The organism is Mesorhizobium sp. M0968 (genome assembly GCF_040319065.1).
Lineage (GTDB): Bacteria > Pseudomonadota > Alphaproteobacteria > Rhizobiales > Rhizobiaceae > Mesorhizobium.
This window is the reverse complement of the sequence record NZ_JAMYNL010000002.1, coordinates 171,801-193,857: the sequence shown is the minus strand read 5'-3', so window position 1 is coordinate 193,857 and position 22,057 is coordinate 171,801. Positions and strand designations below refer to the sequence as shown.

Sequence of the window (22,057 nt, the reverse complement as noted above, 5' to 3'; positions counted from 1 at the left end):
ATTTACCTGTAAACTCGCACTACCCAGCTTATTCGGGCCGATTACATTCATAAGCGAGTTATAGTCTTTATTGTTATCCACCAAACAACCCAGTGACATCCCTCCTTCACCAGTCGTGGGGCTCCTCCCCGGATGAATAGTCCACCCGATGCAAATTAGCCGCTGACGCCGCCAAAAAAGTCCGCGCGGCATTGACGAGAGGCCGGCTAGTGGGAGTCACCGTAATTCGTAATTCACATCGTTACCGTCATTCCTTGATCAATGGGGTTTCAGCTGCTCGATCAGAATCAATTCGACGGCTTGATATCCGTGTAAACCGTCCTGCTCCAAATCGCCCGCCGAAGCTACGCTAGTTTGGCTCTCTAGCTTCGATGGGTCAGACTCTGAGTATTTTCGAATAAGAATTCGGTTGGAAAGGCTTTCTTTGTGAACGAAGGTTGGCATAGGCCATTTGTCTTCTGCCCAGCTCTTCATTTGGCCAATAATTGGCCAAGTTCCATTTATTAAACCGAGATCGCCACACCGTAGGCACCTGACTGCATTATCTGGACTAAGGTCATTTAATTCATCCGCCTTTGGCAATTCCAGACGCATTGGTCCAAATAGATATGCTAGAATAATCTTTCCCATTGGGGCCATATGAGCTACCAAGCCAAGCCCGTAGCCACCTGATCTCAACGGAATGGCAAATAGGGTGCCTTCCTTGTAGGGTAGTTGTCTCACTTTAAGGTTCCCTTTACTACAGATGCCGGCGTGATGCGGAAGGCGCGAGTGGTGATTAGTTACGGCTTTGTTGGAGCGCCAAGCTCTCGTGTGTTTGGGGGCTATCCGTTGCTGCCAGTCGTTTTGCTTAGCTTAAGTGCGACGATGCGGAGAATACGCGGCAGGACAAAGCCGAACGGGCGAGGCAGAAAACATACATTAATACCGTAATTTCCAAACCTAAGTTCGCTAAATCTCCTTCGCGCGCAAAGGGACGATCAGGTCCGGGTTGCGCGATCGGCGATCGGCCCAATGGCCCCATATTTTTTCTACTTTCATAGGCTGGCCACAAACAGTCGTCTCCACCACGTCGCCAACCACCGGAGCCTCCTCGTGGGGCGAGCCACCGGTCTCGCCCCGTCCTTCGGACCCCACAGTGGGAGAACGGAAGGCCCGTGCCCCTTGCCGCTCAGCCCTGTTCGCGCAGCCGTTTTGCAATCGTCCGGTGCAGGTCTGGAGCAGCAGTGACCAGCGCTTTGGCCGCCTCGGACTGCGGGTGGTCGAGCACTTCGCTCGTCCTGCCGCGCTCGACGATCTTGCCGTCATGCATGACCATCACCTCGTCGGTGATGGCGCGGGCGACGGTCAGATCATGGGTGATGAACAGATAGGCGATGCCGAGCTTCTGGTTGAGGTCGGCGAACAGATCGAGGATCTGCGCGCGGATCGAGACATCGAGCGCCGAGACCGGCTCGTCGGCGACGACCAGTTTCGGCCGCGTGATGATGGCGCGGGCGATCGAAAGGCGCTGGCGCTGGCCGCCCGAAAACTCATGCGGATACTTGTCCATGTCGCCTGGTGAGAGGCCGACCTCGTGCAGCGCATACGCCACCATCTCGCGCCGCGCGGCGGGCGCCGGCTTCTTCTCCAGCACATGCAGCGGCTCGGCCACCAATCTCTCGACCTTCTGGCGTGGGTCGAACGAGCCGTACGGGTCCTGGAACACGACCTGCATGTCGCGCCGTGCCGGCTTCAGCTCCGCCTCGCTCTTGTCGGTGAGGATATCGCCGCGGAAGCGGATGGTTCCCGATGTCGGCTTGTCGAGTGCCAGAACCATGCGGGCAAGCGTCGACTTGCCGCAGCCGGAACGGCCGACGAGCGCCACCGACCGGCCGGGCGCCATCGAGAAGGAGACATCGTCGATGGCGCGGATGGCAGCCGCGCGTTTAAACAGGGATATGCGCCGTCCCGGATAATCCCGCGTTACGCTCTCTACCTGAAGCAGCGGTTTGGCCGATCCGCTGTCGTGTGTGCGGGCCCGCGCCGGCACATGCATCGAGGCCTGCGCCAGCTGTCGCGTGTAGGGATGAAGCTGTTCGGACAGCGTGCGCGCGGTATCGCCGGCCTCCATCACCTCGCCATGGCGCAGGATGGTGATGCGGTCCGCCATCTCGGTCACCACTGCGAGGTCGTGCGAGATGAGCAGAAGACCCATGCGGTTTTCCGCTACGAGGTCGCGCAAAAGGTCGAGGATCTGCGCCTGCAGCACCACGTCGAGCGCGGTCGTCGGCTCGTCGGCAATCAGCAGCTTGGGTTTCAGCGCACAGGCGATGGCGATGACGACGCGCTGGCGCTGGCCGCCGGACAGCTCATGCGGATAGCGCGACAGCGGGAACTGCGCCGCCGGCAAGCCGACCCGGTCGAGCATTTTTCGCGCCCGTTGCTCGGCGTCCGCGCGGCTCGCCCTGGTGTGCCAGCGAATACCTTCGGCGACCTGCTCGCCAATGGTCTTGACCGGGTTGAGCGCCGTCATCGGCTCCTGGAACACCATGCCGATGTCGTCGCCGCGCAGCGCGCACATCTGGTCCTCGCTCGCCGCCAGAATATCGATGCCGTCGAAGGTAACGCGTCCCGTGGCGCGTGCCGCCCAGGGCAAGAGCTGCATCACGGTGAGGGCCGTCATCGACTTGCCGGAGCCGGATTCGCCGACCAGCCCCATGACTTCGCCGGGCGCGACGGACAGCTCGATGTCCCTGAGGATGGGCGTGCCGCCGATGGTCAGCGACAGCTTCTCGATTTCGAGCAGGCTCATCGCTGCCGCCGCGACTTCGGATCGAGAATGTCGGCAATGCCGTCGCCAAGCAGGTTCAGGCCAAGCACGGTGATGACGATCGCCATGCCCGGAAAGATCGCCATCCACGGCGCCACCACCATGCGGGTCTGGGCGTCGAACAGCATGCGGCCCCAGCTCGGCATCGGCGGCTGCGTACCCAGCCCGACATAGGAAAGCCCGGCTTCGGCCAGTATGCCCAGCGCGAACTGGATGGTGCCTTGCACCAGCAGCAGCGTGGCGATGTTGGGCAGCACATGTTCGATGCTGATCAGCGTCGTGCTCTTGCCGGCGGCGCGGGCGGCGAGGATGAATTCGCGCGGCCAGATCGCCAGGGCGCCGGCGCGGGCGACGCGCGCGAACACCGGGATGTTGAAGATGCCGATGGCAATGATGGCGTTGAACGCGCCGGGCCCGAAGATGGCGGTGATCATGATTGCCGAAAGCAGCGCCGGAAAGGCGAAGACCAGGTCGTTCAGCCGCATCAGCACGTCGTCGGCGATGCCGCCACGCGCCGCGGCAAAGGCGCCGAGCGGCACGCCGACGCCCATGCCGATGCCGACCGCCACCAGCGCCACGGCAATCGAGTTGCGGGCGCCAATCATGATCATCGACAGGATGTCGCGACCGAAATGGTCGGTGCCGAACCAGTGCGCCAGCGACGGCGCCTGGGTCTTGTCGGAAATGACCAGTCTGGTGACGTCGTAAGGCGTCCATAAGAAGGAGAGGATCGCGACCGCCGCCACCAGTGCGGTGACGACGAAGCCGGCGAGGAACGAACGGTTTCGAAACGCCTTGGCCAGGATGCCGACAAGGTTCTCGTCGGGGATGTCGATGTGCAGCGTCATTGCCGGCCTCTCAGGCGCGGATCGACCGCCGCATAGGAGAGATCGACAACGAAATTGACGATGATGACCGCGGCGACCAGCAACATGACGACGCTCTCGACCACAATCAGGTCACGCTGGTTGATTGCCTGGAACACCAGCCGCCCGAGGCCGGGCAAGTAGAAGACGTTCTCGATGATGATGGTGCCGGCAAGCAGGAAGGCGAATTGCAGGCCTAAAATGGTGACCACCGGGATCATGGCGTTGCGCAGCGCATGCCGCCACAAGACAAGACGATAGGGCAGGCCCTTGGCGCGGGCGGTGCGGATGTAGTCCTCGTTCAGCACTTCGATCAGCGCCGAGCGGGTGACCCGGGCGAGGATTGCCGCCTGCGGCAGAGCGAGAGCGACCGCCGGCAGGAGCAGCGATTTCAGTGCCGGCCAGACGCCGGCTCCCCAGCCGGGAAACCCGCCGCCCGGCACCAGCCGCAGCCAGACGGCGAACAGATAGATGAGCATCAGCGCGAACCAGAAGTTGGGCACGGCGACGCCAAGCTGGGCGGCGCCCATCGCAATCGTGTCGCCGGCGCGGCCGCGTCTGCTGGCGGAAAACAGCCCGACCGGAATGGCAATGACTGTGGACACCGCCAGCGCCATCAGTGCCAGCGGCAGCGAGACGACGAGGCGCTCGCGGACCAGATCGATGACCGGCACCGAATAGGTGTAGGAACGGCCGAAATCGAGGCTCAGCAAGCCGCCGGCCCAATGCAAGTAGCGCAGCACGACGGGAGCGTTGAGACCCATCTGGTTGCGCAGCAATTCGATCTGGTCGGCACTGGCGTTCAGGCCAAGCATCAGCCGCGCCGGGTCGCCGGGAATGATCTCCAGCACGGCAAAAACGACCATTGAGGCCAGAACCAGCGTGACGATGGCGATGATGAGGCGCTTGAGGAGGTAGGCGGTCATGGACGTTGAGGAACCGCTGTGTTGCCGGACGCAAAAACCGGGCGAAGCTTGCGTTCCCGCCCACCCCCCTCTGTCCTGCCGGACATCTCCCCCTCAAGGGGGGAGATTGGCAGTTTCAACGCCGGCACTGTCCTTGCAACGCTAGTGGTTAGCGAAAGCGGCGGTGAGGGCTCAATCTCCCCCCTTGAGCGGGAGATGCCCGGCAGGGCAGAGGGGGGTGGGACGGAGTGCAACTTTCGCCCTTCTGTCAGCGACCCGCTCAATCCGTCCACTTCACCTTGGTCAGGTCGTTGGCCTGGATCGGGGCATTTTCCCACAGGCCCTGCAGTTTGGCGTCCCAGACGCCGACCTTCGGCAATTCGTAGAGGAAGCCGACCACGGCGTCGTCTGCCAGGACCTTCTGCGCCTCGCCGAGCAGCGTCATGCGCTTGGCCTCGTCGGAGGTAAGGTTCAGCTCGTCGATGATCTTGTCGAAGGCCGGATTGTCATAGTTGAAGTAATAGTCCTTACGCGAATAGATATCGATGTCGTTAGGCTCGGTATGGGAAACGATGGTCAGGTCGTAGTCCTTCTTGGTGAAGACCTGGTCCAGCCATTGCGCCCATTCGACCGGGATAATCTCGAGATCGATGCCGATTTCGCGAAGCTCGGAGGCGATGATCTCGCCACCAAGCCGCGCATAGGAGGGCGGCGGCAGCTTCAGCGTCGCCTTGAAGCCATTCTCCAGGCCGGCTTCCTTCAGCAATTCCTTGGCCTTCTCCACATTGTGCGGATAGAGGCCGGTCAAGTCGACATAGGCCTTGCTGGCGGGCGACATGTGCGAGCCGATCGGCACGCCGAGGCCGGCCGAGGCGCCGTCGATGATCGCCTTGCGATCGAGCGCAAAGGAAATCGCCTGCCTGACCTGCAGCTTGTCGAAGGGCGGCTTCTTGTTGTTGATCGACAGGATGGTTTCACCCTCGGTCGAGCCGATCACCACCTTGAAGCGCGGATCGTCCTTGACCTGGGCGACGCTGTCGGGGTCGAAGAACGGAAAGGCCTGGACGTCGCCGGAAAGCAGCGCCGGAACGGCGGCGGCGGCATCCGGAATGATGCGGAACTCGGCCTTGTCGAGAAATACCGGGGCGCCCCAGTAATTGTCCGACTTGACCAGCGTGATCGATGAGCCCTTGGCCCAGCCCTGGAACTTGAACGGGCCGGTGCCAACAGGCTTTTCCTTGTTGGTGTCGGCTGTCTCAGGCGCCACGATCACCGCGTCGCCCCAGCCCATATTGTAGAGGAACGAGCCTTGCGGGTTCTTCAGCGCCACCTTCACCGTCATGGGATCGACGACCTCGACCTTGTCGATGGCGGCGAACAGGGCCTTTTGCGCATTGACGGAATTGTCGGCGCGGGCGCGATCGAGCGAGAATTTCACGTCGTCGGCGTTGAAGTCGCTGCCGTCATGGAATTTCACGCCTGTATGCAGCTTGAAAGTGTAGACCTTGCCGTCGTCGGAAATGCTCCAGCTTTCGGCGAGATCGGGCAGCACTTCGCCGTTCGGGCCGATGCGGGTCAGGCCCTCGAAGACATTGGCATAGAGCACCTCGTCGATTGCCGCCGCGGCACCCGCGGTCGGGTCGAGATGCGGGGGTTCGAGCGGAATGCCGATGACCAGGTCGGTACGTGCGGCCATCGCCGAGGTCCCGGCGGCCAACGCCAGCGTCGCGGCGGCCAGGATGGTTTTCCACAATTTCATCGTGCAACTCCCCATATCTAAAACACGTGCTCAAACCCGGGCGGATAGAAGCGTGAATTCGCCGCCGAGTAAATTGCGTTTCGTACCGTCCGCGGACGCCGGGAGGAATGTTTTTCCGCCCATGGCCGGATCATCGCGGGCCGGCGCCCCTCAGCAGCACGTCGAGGCCGATCGCCATCACCTTTGCCGAGTCCAGCATGTCGGCAATGCCGACCCATTCGTCGGGCCGGTGGGCGAGGTCGAGAATGCCCGGGCCATAGGCGATGCAGTCATAGATGTGGCCGATGCGGGCGATGTGCTTCTGGTCGTAGGTGCCGGGCGAAATCACGTAATCCGGCTCGCGGTCGAATATCTCCATGATGCCTTGCGCGACCGCCTTAACCACCGGCGCATCGCGCTCGGTCATCAGCGGCAGCACCTCCATCAGATCGCGGATTTCGTAGTCGAACTTTTTGCGCTCGCGCTTCAGCCGCTCGAGGATACCGATCACCTCGCCCTTGACCGTAGCGAGATCCTCTTCGAGCAGGAAGCGGCGGTCGATGGTCAGCCGGCAGGAATCGGGCACGTTGGGCGAGGGCAGGCCGGGCCGGAAATCCTCCGTCTGGCCGCCATGGATCGAGTTGATGTTCATGGTCGAGCGTCTTGCGCCTTCGGGCACGACCGGCATGCGCGTCATCTTGCGGTCGAGCGCCGGAAACAATTCATCCTCAAAGGCCCGCAGCACGGCACCCATATGGCGCACAGCATTGTCGCCGAGGAACGGCATCGAGCCGTGCGCGATCTCGCCCTTGGTCTCGATCTCCGCCCACCAGACGCCGCGATGGCCAAGGCAGATGCGATCCTTGTTGAGCGGCTCGGGAATGATGACGTGATCGACCTTCGGCCTGGAGAAATAGCCGAGCTTGGCCAGATGGGCGACGCCGCCAAAGCCGCCGGACTCCTCGTCGACCGTACACGAAATCTCGATGGCGCCGGGAAAATCGGGAAAGACCTCCATGAAGGCTTCAGCGGCGATGATCGAGGCGGCAAGCCCGCCTTTCATATCGCAAGCGCCGCGGCCGTAGACCTTGCCATCCCTGACGATGCCGGCGAACGGATCGAGGCTCCAGCCGTCGCCGGGCTCGACCACGTCGATATGCGAATTGAAGTGCACGCAAGCACCCGGCGCCCGGCCATCGAAGCGGGCGACGACGTTGACGCGCGGGTAACGGTCAGTGTCGCCGGGCGTGCCTTCGGCACGGATGAAGTCGATCTCAAAACCACGCTTCTTCAACCGCGCGCCGATATATTCGGCACATGGCCGATAGGCTTCGCCGGGCGGATTGATGGTCGGAAAGCGGATCAGATCCGCGGTCAGCGCAACCAGATCATCGGCTCGGTCATCGATTGCCTTGAGGAGCCGTTCGTTCGGTTCGTTCATCGGCGAATTGAGCAGCGGATGAGGCGGTTTTGCAAGCCCGATGGCGAATTGCGAGGCGATTGCGTGTCGTTACGGCAACTATTGCGGGAAATCGTTCAAATTCGCTGCTTTGGATTGGTGAAATCGTCAGGGAGTAGGTGTTAGCTCGCTGGCTTGCCATCAAAACGCTGGAGAACAGCGTGACGGCAGGCAGGCAAGGGGCATCAAAGGGGTTTGATTGCATGAAAAACACTGTTCTCATGGCAGCGGCATTAGTAGCGATGCTGTTCGGTTCGTCGTTCGAGAGCCGTGCGGCCAGCCTGGTCGCGAACATCGATATTTCCTCACAGACGATGACGGTAAGATACGGGCTTTCGTATTATCGGTGGAGCGTTTCCACCGCCCGCAAGGGCTACATCACGCCGCGCGGCAGTTACCGGCCACAGCGGACGGCCCGGATGTGGTATTCGCGCAAATACGACATGTCGCCGATGCCCTATTCGGTGTTCTTCCGCGGCGGCTATGCCATCCACGGCACCGGCGCGATCCGGCAATTGGGGCGCCCGGCATCGCATGGCTGTGTGCGCCTCCACCCCAGCAACGCCGCCGCGTTCTATTCGATGGTGCGCGAAGCCGGCTTCGGCAATACGCGGATTCTCGTGACGAATTAGGGCCTGCTCGCAATAAAAAACCCGCCGGAGCGGCGGGTTCGTTGGGGCCAAATAGCACCATACCGAAATCAGTAGCATAGCTGCCGGCACAAAGCAAGAACAAAATAAGGCTTGCACCCAAAAAAGATGGTGCGCTCAGGCGGGTTTGTCGCGCATTGTCGCTGGCCGACGCTTTTTGCGGCCGCTGATCTCCCAGCGCTTGTGGAACCACATCCACTGGCCGGGGTCTTCGCGCACCCAGCGCTCGACCACGTCGTTGAGAAGCTGGGTGGTGGCGCGGACGTCGACACTGCCGCCGGCGGTGCGCGGCAAGGTGAGCTTGTCCTCGATCTCGAGCCGGAAACGGTTGTTCGGCAGGCGTACGCAGCGCGCCGGGTAGACATCGCAATCGTAGTGCCGCGCCAGGGTGCCGAGGACCCGGTTGCTCTCGCAGGGGCGGCCGAAGAATGTCGTCTCGAGCCCGCCGGTGAATTTTTGGTCGACCAGCACGCCGATATTGCCGCCTTTCTCCAGGATGGCCGCAAGTGCGAACGAGGCACCGGTCGAAGACGGCAGCAGCGATCCCATGCTCGAGCGGCGGGTCGAGAGGATGTACTCGGCGAGGTAAGGGTTGTTGGGCGGGCGAAACAGCGCCGTGATGTTCATGCCGAATGTCGCCGCAGCCACCGGCAGCAGCTCGAAATTGCCGAGATGCCCGGTGAAGACGATATGCGGCTTGTCCTCGCCCGCGATGCGCACGAAATGCTCCACGCCCTTGACCTCGACACGGCCCGGCTTCGTCGCAGCGGGATCGTAGTCGAACAAAGCATCGAGAAAGATGTATTCGGCGGCCAGGCGGGCCATGTTGCCCCACATATCGGAAGCGATCGCCTCGATCTCGGCATCGCTTTTTTCCGGATAGGCCTTGCGCAGATTGTCGACCGCAACCTGATGGCGCGCCACCCAGGGGCCGATGCGGCGGGCAGCGCGGTCGGCGAAATTGAGCGCCCTGTCGGGCGGCAGCAGGCGCAGCGCGGAGATGATGATCATCGCGACGCGCGCGACCAGCCAGTAGTTGAACTGGCGAAGCCGCCTGCCATAGCGGAATCCCACGTCCCTGCGGATCTTCCTGAAGGCGTTGCCGATCATTTCAGCCGACGCGCAGGATGATCTTGCCGAAGACGTCGCGGCCTTCCATGCGCTTCAGCGCCGCATCGATGCCGTCGAAGCCGACCTCGGTGTCGATCACCGGCGCGACCAGGCCCGCGGCCATCTTCTGCATGGCGTCGGCCATATTTTCCATGCGGCAGCCGAACGAGCCGAGCAGCTTCAGCTGCTGCTGGAACAACTGCATCAAATTGATCTGTGTCGACACGCCGGAGGTCGAGCCGCAGGTGACCAGCCGGCCGCCGCGCTTCAGGCACAGCATCGAGGCGGCAAAGGTGTCGGTCCCGACATGCTCGAACACCACGTCGACGCCCTTCTTCTTGGTCAGCTTGCGCACGATGCCTTCGAAGCGGTCGTCGCGATAATTGATTACGTGGTCGGCGCCGAGCGCCTTGGCCTTGTCGATCTTGTCGTTCGAGCCGACGGTGGTGATGACCATGCAGCCCATCTTCTTGGCCAGTTGAATAGCGGCGGAGCCGATGCCGGAGCCGCCGGCATGGACCAGTATCGTCTCGCCGGGTTGCAGCCGGGCATTGTCGAACAGCATGTGCTCGACCGTGCCGAAGGTGACAGGCGCCACCGCCGCGCCGATTTCGCCCACGCCTGGCGGGGCGGGGACCAGAAGGCGCGCCGGCAGGTTGATCTTTTCCTGCGCAAAGCCGTCGAGATGGAAGCCGTGAACGCCCGAGACATGCTCGCAGAGATTGTCACGGCCTTCGCGGCAGGCGCGGCAAAGACCGCAGGTGCGGGCGCCATAGATCGACACCAACTGTCCGGGCAGGAGGCTGGAAACGCCGGGGCCGACCGCCTCGACCTCGCCGGAGGCCTCGGCGCCGACGACCAGCGGCAGCTTGCGCTTGGCGAAGGCCATGCCGCGCCAGCCCCAGACGTCGATATGGTTCAGCGCCACGGCCTTGATGCGCAGCGTCACCTCGCCGAGCGACGGCGGCGGCGGTGGCGGCAGGTCCACCGTTTCAAGCCGGCGATCCTCGATAAGTTGCAATGCGCGCATGCCAGATCCCAGGTTGCGCATGACCGAGAACCGTTTCGGAAAGGACCATGCGCACGACAACAGTGCTAGAGCGGAACGGTCGCTTAGACCGGTTCCCGCGCCATGACAAGGCAGGTGTTCTGGCCGCCAAAGCCGAAGGAGTTCGACAGGACGGTGCCGACCTCGGCGTTGCGCTTGGTGTTCGGCACCACGTCGAGCACGATTGCCGGGTCGGGATTGTCGTAGTTGATGGTCGGCGGAATGATGCTTTCGCGCATCGTCATCAGCGAAAATGCGGCCTCGACAGCACCGGCAGCCGATAGGGTATGGCCGATCATCGACTTGTTCGACGAGACCGGCATTGACGAGATCCGCTCGCCGAACACCGTCGACAGCGACAAATGCTCCATCTTGTCGTTTTCGGGCGTCGAGGTGCCATGGGCGTTGACATAATCGATCCCGTCCTCGCTCAGGCCGGCATCGGCAAGAGCGGCGCGCACCGCCGCGATCGCCGGCGAACCGTCCGGCTTGGAGCGGGTGCGATGGAAGTCGTCGGCCTTTTCGCCGCAGCCGCGCAATATGCCGAGAACGGTGGCGCCGCGGGCAAGTGCTGCCTCCAGCGATTCCAGCACAAGGGCGCCCGAGCCTTCGGCCAGCACGAAGCCGTCGCGATCCTTGGAGAAGGGTTTTGAGGCCTTTTCGGGGATGTCGTTATGGGTGGAGAGCGCCGACAGAAGCGAGAAGCGGATCAGCGCCTCGGCGGTCGCCGAGCCGTCGGCGCCGATCGACAGCGCCCTGTCGCATTCGCCGCGGCGGATCGCCTCGACGCCGAGCTGGATCGCCGTGGCGCCCGAAGCGCACGCGGTCGACAGCGTAATCGGCAGGCCGCGTGTGCCGAAACGGTCGGCAAGCCGGTCGGCAATCGAGCCGAACTGGGTGGTCTCGAAGATGTCGAGTTCCCTGAGGCCGCGCGCTACCCGCAGCAGCCTCTCGGCACCGGTGTCGTGCCTGTCTGAATTATTGGGCGTGTCGAAATTGTAGAGCGAAAAGCGCTCGCTCCAGTCGAGCTCGACCGGCGGCGAAGCGAGGAACAGCGGTCCGCCGAAATCGCCGGCATCGAGGCCGGCCTCCGACATCGCTTCCTGGGCGGCGGTTTCGGCAAGCTCATAGGTGAGGAGACTGGCGCCCTTGGAACTCGACGGCAGGAAATCGACCATGCCGGAGATGCGGGTGTTGAGATGATCGACCGGGAAGCGGGTGATCGGATGGATGCCGGACTTGCCTGAGGTAAGTGCCGCCCAATTGTCGGCTTTGCCGACACCGAGCGACGTCACCACGCCGATGCCGGTGACGGCGACGATGGGCCTGCCCATGTGGTCGTTCAGATTGGCCATTTGTTGTCCAAAAACCTGTTTCTCTTGGAGCGTCGGATCGCCCGAAAACCGCGCCACACTTTTCGGTCCGATGCTCTAGGCGGCTTTGATCAGCGCCATGCCCTCGAATTGGTGATAGCCGATCGCCGTTGCAAGGACGGTCTTCGGGACGCCGGCAAACGGCTTTTCGACTGTGGCGTCGAAGACAGGGTAGGCGGCCTTGCGGTCGACAGCCAGCGCCGCCAGCGCCACGGCAAAGGGGAATTGCGCTTCCTTCATGTGGCCGGTCAGCGTCGAAAAGCCGCGTGCGGCGATCGCCGGATTGGCGTCGAGCGCCGATTTCTCGGCGGCGGTCGCGGCATGGGCGCCCGAAGCGCCGGAGATCGCGAGCAGCTCGCCATTCGGCAATGCGGCTTGCTTCAACAGCACGGCGATCTCGCCGTCGAGTTCGTCCCGCCGGCGCCTGGCGCGACCGGACAGGACCGGGCCGAGTTCCGCATAGATCTTCCGGCCACGGCTTTCCGCATGCTCGCGCTGCTCCAGGACGAGAAACGCGCCGCCGGATCCGGTCACCACGCCGCCGCCCTCGGCACCTTGCCTTTGCCAGACCGGCCGCCACGGACCGCGATGCAGGTAGCCGGCCAGTTCATAGCCGAGCAGCATGTCGGAATGTTCGGTCTGGAAAGCGCCGCCGACCAGAATATGCGTCGACTGGCCGGAGCGGATGCGCGCGGCCGCCGTCTCGACGGCGGCAACGCCCGCACCTTCCTCGCCCATGAAGGTGCGCGACGACCCCGTCACCTTGTGGACGATCGAGATGTTGCCGGCGAGCAGGTTGGAAAGCTGTGCCAGAAACAGCGTCGGACGCAATTCGGTGGTCAGCTTCTCGTTGAGCAGCACGTCGCGGTCATTGCGGCTTTCCGATGCCGCGAGAATGGCCGCATCGACCGCCTCGTCGCGCTCGCCGCCGCCGGCGGCCACCACCATGTCCATGGTCGCGCAGAGTTCGTCATTGCCCTTGATGCCGGCATCGTCGAGAGCAAGGCCGGCTGCATAGGTGCCGAGCCTCTGCCAGGTCTCCATCTGCCGCTGGTCGCCGCGCTTGGCGATCTGCAGGTTCCAGTCGATCTCCGGCAGCGGATGGACCGTATAGGGCGAGAAGCGCGAAGCCTCCAGAACCGGCTCAAGGCGCGGCTGGACAAGCTTTTGCCAATGCGCATCCGGACCCTCGCCCAGCGACGAGACAAGGCCGATGCCTGATATGACGACGTCGTGGGGGTTCATGGGAGGCTGTTGTGGGTCGGACGCGTCAGGCGCTGTGTTCACGTGGCGTTCTTGGCGGCGACGAGCGCGTCGATCTTGGCGCACAGGTTCTTCATGACGAAATAGTCGTCGGTCGAAGCCTTGCCGTCGTTGACCTCCTGCGTCCACTTTTCCAGCGGCACCTTGATGCCGAATTCCTTGTCGATGGCAAAGACGATGTCGAGGAAGTCGAGGCTGTCGATGCCGAGATCGTCGATGGTGTGGCTTTCGGGCGTGATCGTCTCGATATCGATCTCGCTGGTATCGGCGATGATCTTGGCGACTTTGTCGAACGTGGTGGACAAGGGCTTTTCCTTCGATTGCGGGCGGAATCTGTCCGCATGTGTTTTGGGCTGTCTAATTGGTTTTTCCGGGCAGGAAAAGGCCTGATGCGCCGACCGCAGCTGGGATTGATGTTCTGGCAGAGCAATAGGGGTCGCTGGCAACCCCTCCCGGCGATATGACCAAACCGTCCCATCTCTGGTCATTGCGTGTACCAATGTACCACGAGGATCTATGACCATAGGGGGCGTGCAGACCGGGTGCGCCTGGAAAAACGATTGGTGAAGCTGTTCAAGGCCTTGGCTGAGCATCGCGACATGAGCCTGGGTGGGCACCGCATCCGCTATGCTCGCGTTACGCCGGATTGGCGTGTCGGATTTGTCGAGGTGGCCTGCCGACCGACCACTAACGGAGGCACGGAGGCGTCGATTACCTATGCGTTCACGGCCTTGAGCCCGGCAGGAGCATCGTATCTGTCCGAACTGACGGAGGACGCGTTCGCGGACATGATCGAGGGATGGAAGCTCCATGTCGACGCTTGGCAGGTAGCGGTGAAAATCTGACGCCGGGTAACTTAAACGAATTGCCACCAAGGGTGGAATGTTACCTTCGTCTCGTAGATGGGAACGAGCAAGTAGCGGACAAAGCGGTCGCTCAGTGAGTTTTCCTTCGTTCTGTGCCTTGATGGGACAATTCTTCGCCGCTGATCGGAGCAACACCCGTGGCCATTCATTCCTTCCACATCAACATCCCGGATGAACAGATCGAGTACCTACAGCGTCGTATCCAAGCGACAAGATGGCCGTCGTCGATCTTCGCATACGGATGGGAGGACGGTACTGACGTTGATTTCCTCAGGAAGCTTTCACGTTACTGGGAATACGATTTCAGGTGGCGCGATCACGAAAAACGTCTGAACCTGTTGCCTCAGTTTAGGGTCACGATAGACGGGTGCGACATCCATTTCGTTCACCAGAAAGGAAAGGGGTCAGCGCCCTTGCCGTTGATCCTCACTCATGGCTGGCCCGGCTCCTTCGCCGAGTTCGAGCATGTCATTCCGCTGCTCACGGATCCTGCCAAATACGGCGGGGATGCCGATGACGCCTTCGATGTCGTCGCACCGTCGCTTCCGGGTTTCGGCTTCTCGTCCCCGCCGCATCAGGCCGGCGTTAGCTCAAAGCATGTCGCGAAGCTGTGGCGGGGGCTGATGCGCGAACTGGGATATGATCGCTTCGCCGCACAAGGTGGCGACATCGGCGCCGGCGTCTCGACCTGGCTCGCTCAGCTTTACCCGGAGGACCTTATCGGATTGCACCTGAATTACATTCCAGGCAGTTTCCGCCCGACCCTCGGTCGCGGCGACCCACCTGTCACGCCGGAGGAGAAGGCATTCCTCGACAGTGCGGCGAATTTCGCTGCAACGGAGGGAGCCTACGCTTTTCTGCAGGGGACCAAGCCCCAGACGCTAGCCTTTGCACTGACAGATTCCCCAATCGGGCTAGCCGCATGGATTGCCGAGAAGTTCCGCAGTTGGAGCGACTGCGAAGGCGAACTCGAACGCGCCATCCCTCTAGACACGCTGCTTACCGACATCTCGCTCTACTGGTTCGGTAACACGATCGAGGCCTCGCTCCGGATTTACAAAGAGAACCGGCTCTGCCCCCTGATCTTCGGGCCAAGAGAGCGAATAACACCGCCCCTCGGCGTTGCAGTCTTCCCCCGAGAGCTTCCTATGCCACCTCGCTCCTGGGTCGAGCGAGTCTTCCGTGTCGAGCGCTGGACCGACATGCCGAAAGGAGGACATTTCGCGGCGATTGAGCAACCCGAACTCCTGGTCGAGGACATCCGGGCGTTTTTTCGGCCGCTGAGGCTCCGGCCGGCCAAGTAGAGGACGAAAACCTCGCCCGTTGTCACGGCTCGGAAGTCCTGATGAGACGGTAGCATCGCATTCGCTTTCGTTGAAAGCGCCCGTTGGTCCTGACTAAGGGTCAATGGGTCAATGTCGACCTTCGACTCGATCAAGACCTCATCGCGGGTCGGAACCGGTATTCCGCTTAAGATACCAAACGCTAGATTTCACTACTAGCGAACGCTTCAACCGGCGCCGGCGCAGTCAGAAAGTGACGCGGCCGAGTACTCGCAGGCCGTCGCCTTGCGGCTCGACGACCACGGCCTCGCCTTCGCGCGGCGAGATGCCGGTCAATTCCTTGATGTTTTCGAGATGCGTGACCATGACCAGATTGTCGGACCCGGAATAGCCGCGGATCTCGGCCAGGATCGCAGCGATCTGGGCGGCCTTCTCCTTTTCGTCGGTCTTCAGCAGGTCAAGCGGTGCGAACGGCTCCGGTTCGCTTTCGAAAGCAATGCGGGCGGTCTCGAGGCAGCGGCAATAGCGGCTGGACAGCACGCGCTCGACCGGTGCGGCGCGGGCGCCAAACAGCGCGCCGATCTTGCGTGCCTGTTGCTTGCCGCGCTCAGAGAGATTGACCTGGGTGGCGCATTTGCCGAGATCGAAATTGGCCGCATCGGTGGTGCCTGTGACCATGGCATGGCGAAGCAGGACCACATGCCCGCCGTCGCGCAGCAGCGCCCAGCCGGCTTCCGTCGCATGGGCTGTGGCGGAAACGGCAAGCAACAGCAGCGCCAGCACAAATCGAAGCATCAGACATCCTTTTCGGGTGACCGGCAGGCAGGTCCCCGGTGACCGGCATATAGGGACGGCAAAGCCGGCTGAAAGACAAGCCGAGTGCAACCTGCGGCCGAAACGCCTATTTCTTCGCTATCTGCTTCTTCACCAGATCGATCTTGCGGTCGGTCAGCGGGATCGGGAGTGTGTAGCCGGCTTCGGTAAAGCCCTGCTTGGCGTTTTCGAAGAATTCGATCGCCTTTTGGTATTCGGCATTGCCACCGCCATAGCTGCCGCGGTTCCAGTGGACGTCGCCGAGATTGTTCTGCTCGAAGGCCCATTGCATCGGCTGGCTTTCGCGGGTGAAGACCTTGAGTGTCGCCTCGAAGGCGGCTTCGGCTTCATCCAGATATTTGCCGGTGCGTTCGAGATTGCCGAGATTGGTCAGGCTCATGCCGATGCCGTTCTGCGCGTTTGCCCAGTCGACGGGCGAGGTCTCGAAGGTCAGCACCTCCAGCGCCGCCCGGCGCGCGGCGATCGATGCGGCCAGTTTGCCGGGGTCGGCCTCGCTCATGCTCAGCCATTGCAGCGCCGAGCCGAGGCCGGCCTGCGCCAGTGCCCATTGCCGCGGCGTCGTCTCGCGCTTGTATTCGCGCAGTGCATCGCGATAGGCCTCGATCGCCGCCTCGTAATGCACCGGCTTGTCGGTCACGCCGCCGAGCAGTTGCAGCGTGTTGCCGAGATTGTAGTGGGTCATTGCCCAGTCGAGCGGAAACTCCTTTTTGGTATAGACGCGCCGTGCCGCCCGGTATGCAGCAGCCGATTGCTCAAGCCTGGCAGGATCGCGCGTGCGCTGGCCGAGCGTCTGGTAGATCGAGCCGAGATTGTTCTCCGCCGAAGCCCAATCCGTCGGAAAACGTTGGCGTGTGAATATGGTCAGCGCGTCGCCATAGGCAGCAGCCGCCTCTTCGAGCAGGCCGGTGCCGAGATCGAAACGGGCAGCACTGCTCAGCGCGTTACCCAGATTGAGACGGCTGCTCGCCCAGGAGAGCGGGAAGGTGTCGCGTGTGCGGATTTCGAGCGCGGCGCGGAATGCCGCGGCTGCCTCGTCGATTTTCGCCTTGTCGTTGCGTTGCGTGCCGAGAGACACCAGCGTATTGCCGAGATTGTTCTGGACCATCGCCCACTGAACGGGCGCCTTTTCGCGCGTGTATTCTTCAAGCGCCAGCCGGTAGGCGGCCTCGGCCTCGGTCAGGCGCGCGCCGTCCGGTTCGCGCTCCGAAAGCGCGTAAAGCGCAAGGCCAAGGTTGCTTTGCGAGGCGGCCCAGTCCAGCGGGACTTTGTCGCGCGGCCGCTTCTCCAGCGTGGCGCGCATCGCCACCACTGCTTCGTTCAGGCGTTTCGGGTCGCTCTCGCGTTCGCCGATCTTCAACAGCACATTGGCCAGGTTATTCTGGGCGGCCGCCCAGTTGATGTCGTCCTTCTCGCGCTCGAACACGGCAATCGAATCGCGAAAGATGTTCGCTGCCTCTTCCAGCCGGTCGATTTGGCGCTCGCGCTCGCCGATCGTCTGCAGCACCACAGCCATGTTGTTGCGGGTGATCGCCCAGTCGCGGTTCTGCTCGCCGTTGGGGATGAAGTTCAGGATGACGCGGTAGGCGTCGATGGCGTGCTGCAGCGCTTGCCTGTCGCCGGTGGCGTTGCCATGCGCGTTAAGCGCTTCCGCCTCCTGGTTCTTGTAGTTCCAGCGCAGCCTGTCGTCCCATTTCTCGACCAGCGAGAAGGCCTTGCCGTAATCGTTGGCGGCCGACAGATAGTCGAAGACCAGCGCCGAAGCGTCGGCGCGCCTGGCATAGATCGCCGCGTCGGCAAGACGCTTCTGCCTGACCAGATCCTCCGCCCGATCGACCACGCCGCTGGCCTGCTCGACCCGGCCCACCGCCTGGTCGAGGAAGTTGCGCGCGGTGACGATGGCGCCCTGGCCGATCGCCTTGTCGGCCGAGGCGACGAGGCGGCTGATCTCGGGGTCGTCGGTGCGCAGCGCGTTGCGCTCGGAGATCATCTTCTTCAGGCGCTCGGCCTGCGCATCGAGCAGCTTTTGCAGATCGGTGGGGTCCTCCGGCATGTTTTCGGTGCCGAGCGCCTTCAGCACGCCATACAGCGCGTCGAGCGGGACGCCGTCCTGCAGCGAGGCCAGTTCGACCTGTGCCCGCTTGGGGTTCGGCAACTCGGCGATCGTCAGCAGCAATTGCCGCCGCTCGCCGGTGATCAGGCCGTCGTCGCCGGTCGGCTCCTGCGGTGCAACGCCGAAATAGAGCAGCCGGCGCAGGCTTTCATTGACCCATGGCCGCTGCCTTGCCTTGGTGTCGAGATAGACCTCCTCGGTCACCATGCGCATGACCGAGCCGAACTCGGTGCCCTTCATTGCCGCTAGGTGGCGCAGAAGTGCCGCTGCGTAGGGGCTGTTTTCGCCGACGATGCCATCGAGTGCCGGCCGCCCCGGCTCGGCGGCAAAGCCGATCACCGTTCCCAGATTTTCCGTCGCGGTCGCGTTTGCCAGTGCCCTGGCGCCGCGCACCGGCTCCAGGCCGCCGGCGCCAATCGGCGAGGCCGAGGCCGTCGGCGCCCGGCGCAGCACCGCATCCGCCGGAAACGGGTTGGTGCGGCAGGCATCGAGCAGCATGATCGTTACCGGCACGGTCGTCTTCAGTTCGTCCATGACGGCGGAAATCGGCACCAGGGCCTGATCGGCGTCCTTCAATGAAGAAACGTCAGCGTCGACCGGCACCAGATAGTTTTCGCCGCCGGCCTCGATGCCGTGGCCGGAATAGTAGATCAAGGCGACGTCGGCGTCCTCGGCATCCTCGGCGAAACGCTCGAGGTCGCGCTTCAGCTTTGCCGTGTCGCGGTCGGTGACGCTGCGCGCGTCGAAGCCGAGATCGGTCAGCATCTTGGCGATGTCGCGGGCGTCGTTGGCGGGGTTGGGGAGCGCCGCTATGTGCTGGTATTTCGACTGGCCGACAATCAGCGCCACGCCCTTGAGGCTCGCCGGCTCCGCGGCATGAGCCGAGGTCACCACGAGGCAAAGCATGGCGCCGACGAAAGCCGTCAGCCACGCCTGCTTGAAGAAGTGCTGATTTCCGACAAGGCCCATTCGCCGCGTGTCCCCCGACAACCCTGTATAGCGCTGGCATCCAACCATGAGCAAATTCGGGCAAGATCCGAGCGGCCGGATTGTTGGCCGGTACCTTCGCGAGGGAAGGGCGATTGCGCCGCCGCCGAGCCTCGCCTATCACGGGAAAAATGTCTCCGCTTACCGAAACCGTCCTCTTCGTCTTCAGTCTTGTCGGGCTCGGCTATCTTGCCGGGTTGACCGGCTATTTGAAGCCGGCGAGCGGCGAGGGCGTATCCGAATTCGCTATCAACGTGGCAATGCCGCTTTTGCTGTTCCAGACCATGGTAAAGGCTGATTTCCACGGCGTGGCGCCGTGGTCGCTGTGGGGCGCCTATTTCGCGGCAGTGGCGCTTACCTGGGCTGCCGGCCATCTGGTCATTACGCGCATCTTCGGGCGGGACGCCCGCGCCGGCGTCGTCGGCGGCGTGTCGTCGTCCTACTCCAACGTTGTCCTGCTCGGCGCGCCCTTCATCATCGGCGTGTTCGGGCCGGCCGGGTTCGAAGTGCTGTCACTGCTCGTCTCCATTCATCTGCCGGTGATGATGATGGCCTCGATCATCCTGTTCGAGATGTTCGGCCGCGGCGGCAGCGAGCCTGTGCATCCGCTCCGCGTCGTCAGGAGCTTTCTCAGGCGGGTATTCATCAATCCGCTGATCATCGGCATACTGGCCGGGCTGGCGTGGCGCTTCACCGGTGCGCCGCTGCCGGTGCTTGCGACGCGGCTGAGCGACGCGCTGGCCGGCACGGCCGCCCCGGTTGCGCTGTTCGCCATGGGGCTCAGCCTGCGCCGTTTCGGCATTTCCGGCAATGTAAGGCCGGCGCTGGCGCTGTCGGCGCTGAAACTGTTCCTGATGCCGGCGCTGGTTCTCGGCCTGGTCTGGCTGATCGGCCTGCCGCCATTGACGGCCAAGGTGGCGGTCATGGTTGCGGCGTTGCCGTCCGGCATCAATTCCTATCTCATCGCGGTGCAGTTCAACACCGGCCAGGCGCTGGCGTCGAACCAGATGACCATCGCCACCGCCTGTGCGGTCGTGACCACTGCGTTTTGGCTGACCGTGGTCGTCCATGTTTTTGGATAAGAACTCGGGTTTTTGGATAAGAACCCGGGTTTTTGGATGAGAACCCGGCTGCATCGCCTCTCGCTTTGGCTGGCCCAAACCCTATATGCCATCTTGTGATTGCTTGCGGGGCTTGCCCTGGGCTAAGAGCAGTGGCTCTAGCGATGCTATCGCGCACGTCCATTCACGAAATCAGCGACCGGCCCGCCAGGTGCCGAACGGAGGCGAGATCATGCTTCAGAAAACCAGCCATTTCATGCGGCAGGCCAATCTCATCAATGGCGAATGGGTGCAGGCCGATTCAGGCCAGACGGTCGACGTCAACAATCCTGCCACCGGCCTCAAGATCGGCACCGTGCCGAAGTCGGGCAAGGCCGAGACCCGCCGCGCCATCGAGGCCGCCGACGCTGCCTTCAAGACGTGGCGCAAGACCACCGCGCTCGAACGCTCGAAGCTGTTGCGCAAGCTGCACGACGCGATGATGGACAATCAGGACGTGCTGGCCGAACTACTAACCATCGAGCAGGGCAAGTCGCTGTTCGAATCGAAGGGCGAGATCGGCTCGGCCGCGTCCTACATATTGTGGTTCGCCGAAGAAGGCCGCCGCACCTATGGCGACGTCGTGCCGTCGCCTTGGGCGGACCGCCGTATCCTGGTGACCAAGGAGCCGGTCGGCGTCATCGCCGCCATCACGCCATGGAATTTCCCGTCCTCGATGCTGGCCCGCAAGCTCGGTCCGGCGCTTGCCGCCGGCTGTACCGCCGTGGTCAAGCCGGCGTCGCAGACGCCTTACTCCGGCCTTGCCTGGGGCGCGCTTGCCGAGGAAGTCGGCTTCCCCAAAGGCGTGATCAATATCCTGACCGGCGCTGCCGGCGAGATCGGCGACGAGATCTGTGCCAACCCGCTGGTCAAGAAGATCACCTTCACCGGCTCGACCGAGGTCGGCAAGATCCTGATCCAGAAGTCGTCGGTGACGGTCAAGAAAGTGTCGATGGAGCTCGGTGGCAATGCGCCGTTCATCGTCTTCGATGACGCCGATCTCGAGCGGGCCGTCGCCGGCGCCATCACCGCCAAGTACCGCAATTCCGGCCAGACCTGCGTCTGCACCAACCGCTTCCTGGTGCAGGCCGGCATCTACGACCAGTTTGTCGAAAAGCTGGCTGCTGCGAGCAACGGGCTGAAGGTCGGTTCCGGCCTCGAGGAAGGTGTCCAGCAGGGACCGCTGATCGACGAAAAGGCGGTGGAGAAGGTCGAGGAGCTGATTGCCGACGCTACCGCCAAAGGCGGCAAGGTCGTCGCCGGCGGCAAGCGCCACGCGCTCGGCGGCTCGTTCTTCCAGCCGACGGTGATCGCCAATGCGACGCCGAAGATGCGCTTCATGAAGGAAGAAATCTTCGGCCCGGTGGCGCCGGTATTCAAGTTCGAAACCGAGGAAGAGGCCGTGGCACTCGCCAACGACACCGAGTTCGGGCTGGCCTGCTACTTCTACACCGGCGATCTCGGCCGCGCCTTCCGGGTCATGGAAGGGCTCAAATACGGCATGGTCGGCGTCAATGAAGGGCTCATCACCACCCCTGAAGCGCCGTTCGGCGGCGTCAAGGAATCGGGCCTCGGCAAGGAAGGCGGCCATCAGGGCATCGAGGATTATCTCGACACCAAATATGTCTGCATCGGCGGACTTGGTCTCTAGAA

The 22,057-nt window shown here is 62.8% G+C and carries 18 protein-coding genes; 5 read left to right on the top strand and 13 right to left on the bottom strand.

Annotated elements, in window-relative coordinates; genetic code table 11:
- Positions 1-258: 258 nt before the first annotated feature.
- The 6 genes from NKH67_RS03755 to NKH67_RS03730 all read right to left on the bottom strand — a co-directional run bounded on the left by NKH67_RS03755 (position 259) and on the right by NKH67_RS03730 (position 7,762).
- Entirely contained in the window at positions 259-723 is a 465-nt protein-coding gene (locus NKH67_RS03755; protein WP_352500928.1) for an Imm26 family immunity protein, read from the bottom strand.
- A 448-nt stretch (positions 724-1,171) separates the two neighbouring features.
- A complete protein-coding gene (locus tag NKH67_RS03750; RefSeq protein WP_352500927.1) occupies positions 1,172-2,794 on the bottom strand; it encodes an ABC transporter ATP-binding protein in 1,623 nt (540 codons plus the stop codon).
- Positions 2,791-3,660: an ABC transporter permease gene (locus NKH67_RS03745; RefSeq protein ID WP_352500926.1), complete on the bottom strand. Its 870-nt coding sequence runs from the start codon at positions 3,658-3,660 to the stop codon at positions 2,791-2,793. The genes NKH67_RS03750 and NKH67_RS03745 overlap by 4 nt, the downstream gene beginning before the upstream one ends.
- Entirely contained in the window at positions 3,657-4,604 is a 948-nt protein-coding gene (locus NKH67_RS03740) for an ABC transporter permease (protein WP_352500925.1), read from the bottom strand. Before NKH67_RS03740 ends, NKH67_RS03745 begins: the two co-directional genes overlap by 4 nt.
- A 259-nt stretch (positions 4,605-4,863) precedes the next feature.
- Positions 4,864-6,342 carry an ABC transporter substrate-binding protein gene (locus tag NKH67_RS03735; RefSeq protein ID WP_352500924.1) on the bottom strand — a complete coding sequence of 493 codons (1,479 nt, stop codon included), beginning with the start codon at positions 6,340-6,342 and terminating at the stop codon, positions 4,864-4,866.
- A gap of 130 nt (positions 6,343-6,472) precedes the next feature.
- Entirely contained in the window at positions 6,473-7,762 is a 1,290-nt protein-coding gene (locus NKH67_RS03730) for an acetylornithine deacetylase/succinyl-diaminopimelate desuccinylase family protein (RefSeq protein WP_352500923.1), read from the bottom strand.
- Between the two features lie 221 nt (positions 7,763-7,983).
- On the opposite strand from NKH67_RS03730, the gene NKH67_RS03725 reads away from it, so the two are divergent.
- Entirely contained in the window at positions 7,984-8,412 is a 429-nt protein-coding gene (locus tag NKH67_RS03725; protein WP_352470461.1) for a L,D-transpeptidase, read from the top strand.
- Positions 8,413-8,547: 135 nt separating this feature from the next.
- On the opposite strand, the gene NKH67_RS03720 is transcribed toward NKH67_RS03725, so the two are convergent.
- The 5 genes from NKH67_RS03720 to NKH67_RS03700 all read right to left on the bottom strand — a co-directional run bounded on the left by NKH67_RS03720 (position 8,548) and on the right by NKH67_RS03700 (position 13,529).
- Positions 8,548-9,540, bottom strand: coding sequence for a lipid A biosynthesis lauroyl acyltransferase (locus NKH67_RS03720; protein WP_352500922.1), 993 nt, complete (start codon positions 9,538-9,540; stop codon positions 8,548-8,550).
- A 1-nt stretch (position 9,541) separates the two neighbouring features.
- On the bottom strand, positions 9,542-10,570 hold the full coding sequence (locus tag NKH67_RS03715; protein ID WP_352500921.1) for a zinc-binding dehydrogenase: 1,029 nt from the start codon (positions 10,568-10,570) through the stop codon (positions 9,542-9,544).
- Between the two features lie 83 nt (positions 10,571-10,653).
- A complete protein-coding gene (locus tag NKH67_RS03710; RefSeq protein ID WP_352500920.1) occupies positions 10,654-11,943 on the bottom strand; it encodes a beta-ketoacyl-ACP synthase in 1,290 nt (429 codons plus the stop codon).
- Positions 11,944-12,018: 75 nt separating this feature from the next.
- On the bottom strand, positions 12,019-13,206 hold the full coding sequence (locus NKH67_RS03705; RefSeq protein WP_352500919.1) for a beta-ketoacyl-ACP synthase: 1,188 nt from the start codon (positions 13,204-13,206) through the stop codon (positions 12,019-12,021).
- A 38-nt stretch (positions 13,207-13,244) separates the two neighbouring features.
- Positions 13,245-13,529: an acyl carrier protein gene (locus NKH67_RS03700; RefSeq protein WP_023719977.1), complete on the bottom strand. Its 285-nt coding sequence runs from the start codon at positions 13,527-13,529 to the stop codon at positions 13,245-13,247.
- A gap of 258 nt (positions 13,530-13,787) precedes the next feature.
- Here NKH67_RS03700 and NKH67_RS03695 point away from each other — a divergent pair, with 258 nt between their 5' ends.
- Together NKH67_RS03695 and NKH67_RS03690 are read left to right on the top strand one after the other, a co-directional pair.
- Positions 13,788-14,069, top strand: coding sequence for a hypothetical protein (locus NKH67_RS03695; protein WP_353030301.1), 282 nt, complete (start codon positions 13,788-13,790; stop codon positions 14,067-14,069).
- A gap of 158 nt (positions 14,070-14,227) precedes the next feature.
- Complete coding sequence (locus tag NKH67_RS03690; RefSeq protein ID WP_352500917.1) at positions 14,228-15,394, top strand: epoxide hydrolase family protein; 1,167 nt, start codon at positions 14,228-14,230, stop codon at positions 15,392-15,394.
- 225 nt (positions 15,395-15,619) lie between these two features.
- Here NKH67_RS03690 and NKH67_RS03685 read toward each other — a convergent pair whose 3' ends face one another.
- Both NKH67_RS03685 and NKH67_RS03680 read right to left on the bottom strand, forming a co-directional pair.
- Positions 15,620-16,168, bottom strand: a complete 549-nt coding sequence (locus NKH67_RS03685) for a histidine phosphatase family protein (protein ID WP_352470325.1) — start codon at positions 16,166-16,168, stop codon at positions 15,620-15,622.
- Between the two features lie 106 nt (positions 16,169-16,274).
- Positions 16,275-19,286, bottom strand: coding sequence for a caspase family protein (locus NKH67_RS03680; RefSeq protein ID WP_353030299.1), 3,012 nt, complete (start codon positions 19,284-19,286; stop codon positions 16,275-16,277).
- A 149-nt stretch (positions 19,287-19,435) separates the two neighbouring features.
- Between NKH67_RS03680 and NKH67_RS03675 the strand changes: the two genes are divergently transcribed.
- Positions 19,436-20,386, top strand: coding sequence for an AEC family transporter (locus NKH67_RS03675; protein WP_352470327.1), 951 nt, complete (start codon positions 19,436-19,438; stop codon positions 20,384-20,386).
- Between the two features lie 211 nt (positions 20,387-20,597).
- A complete protein-coding gene (locus tag NKH67_RS03670; RefSeq protein ID WP_352470328.1) occupies positions 20,598-22,055 on the top strand; it encodes an NAD-dependent succinate-semialdehyde dehydrogenase in 1,458 nt (485 codons plus the stop codon).
- Positions 22,056-22,057: the final 2 nt, after the last annotated feature.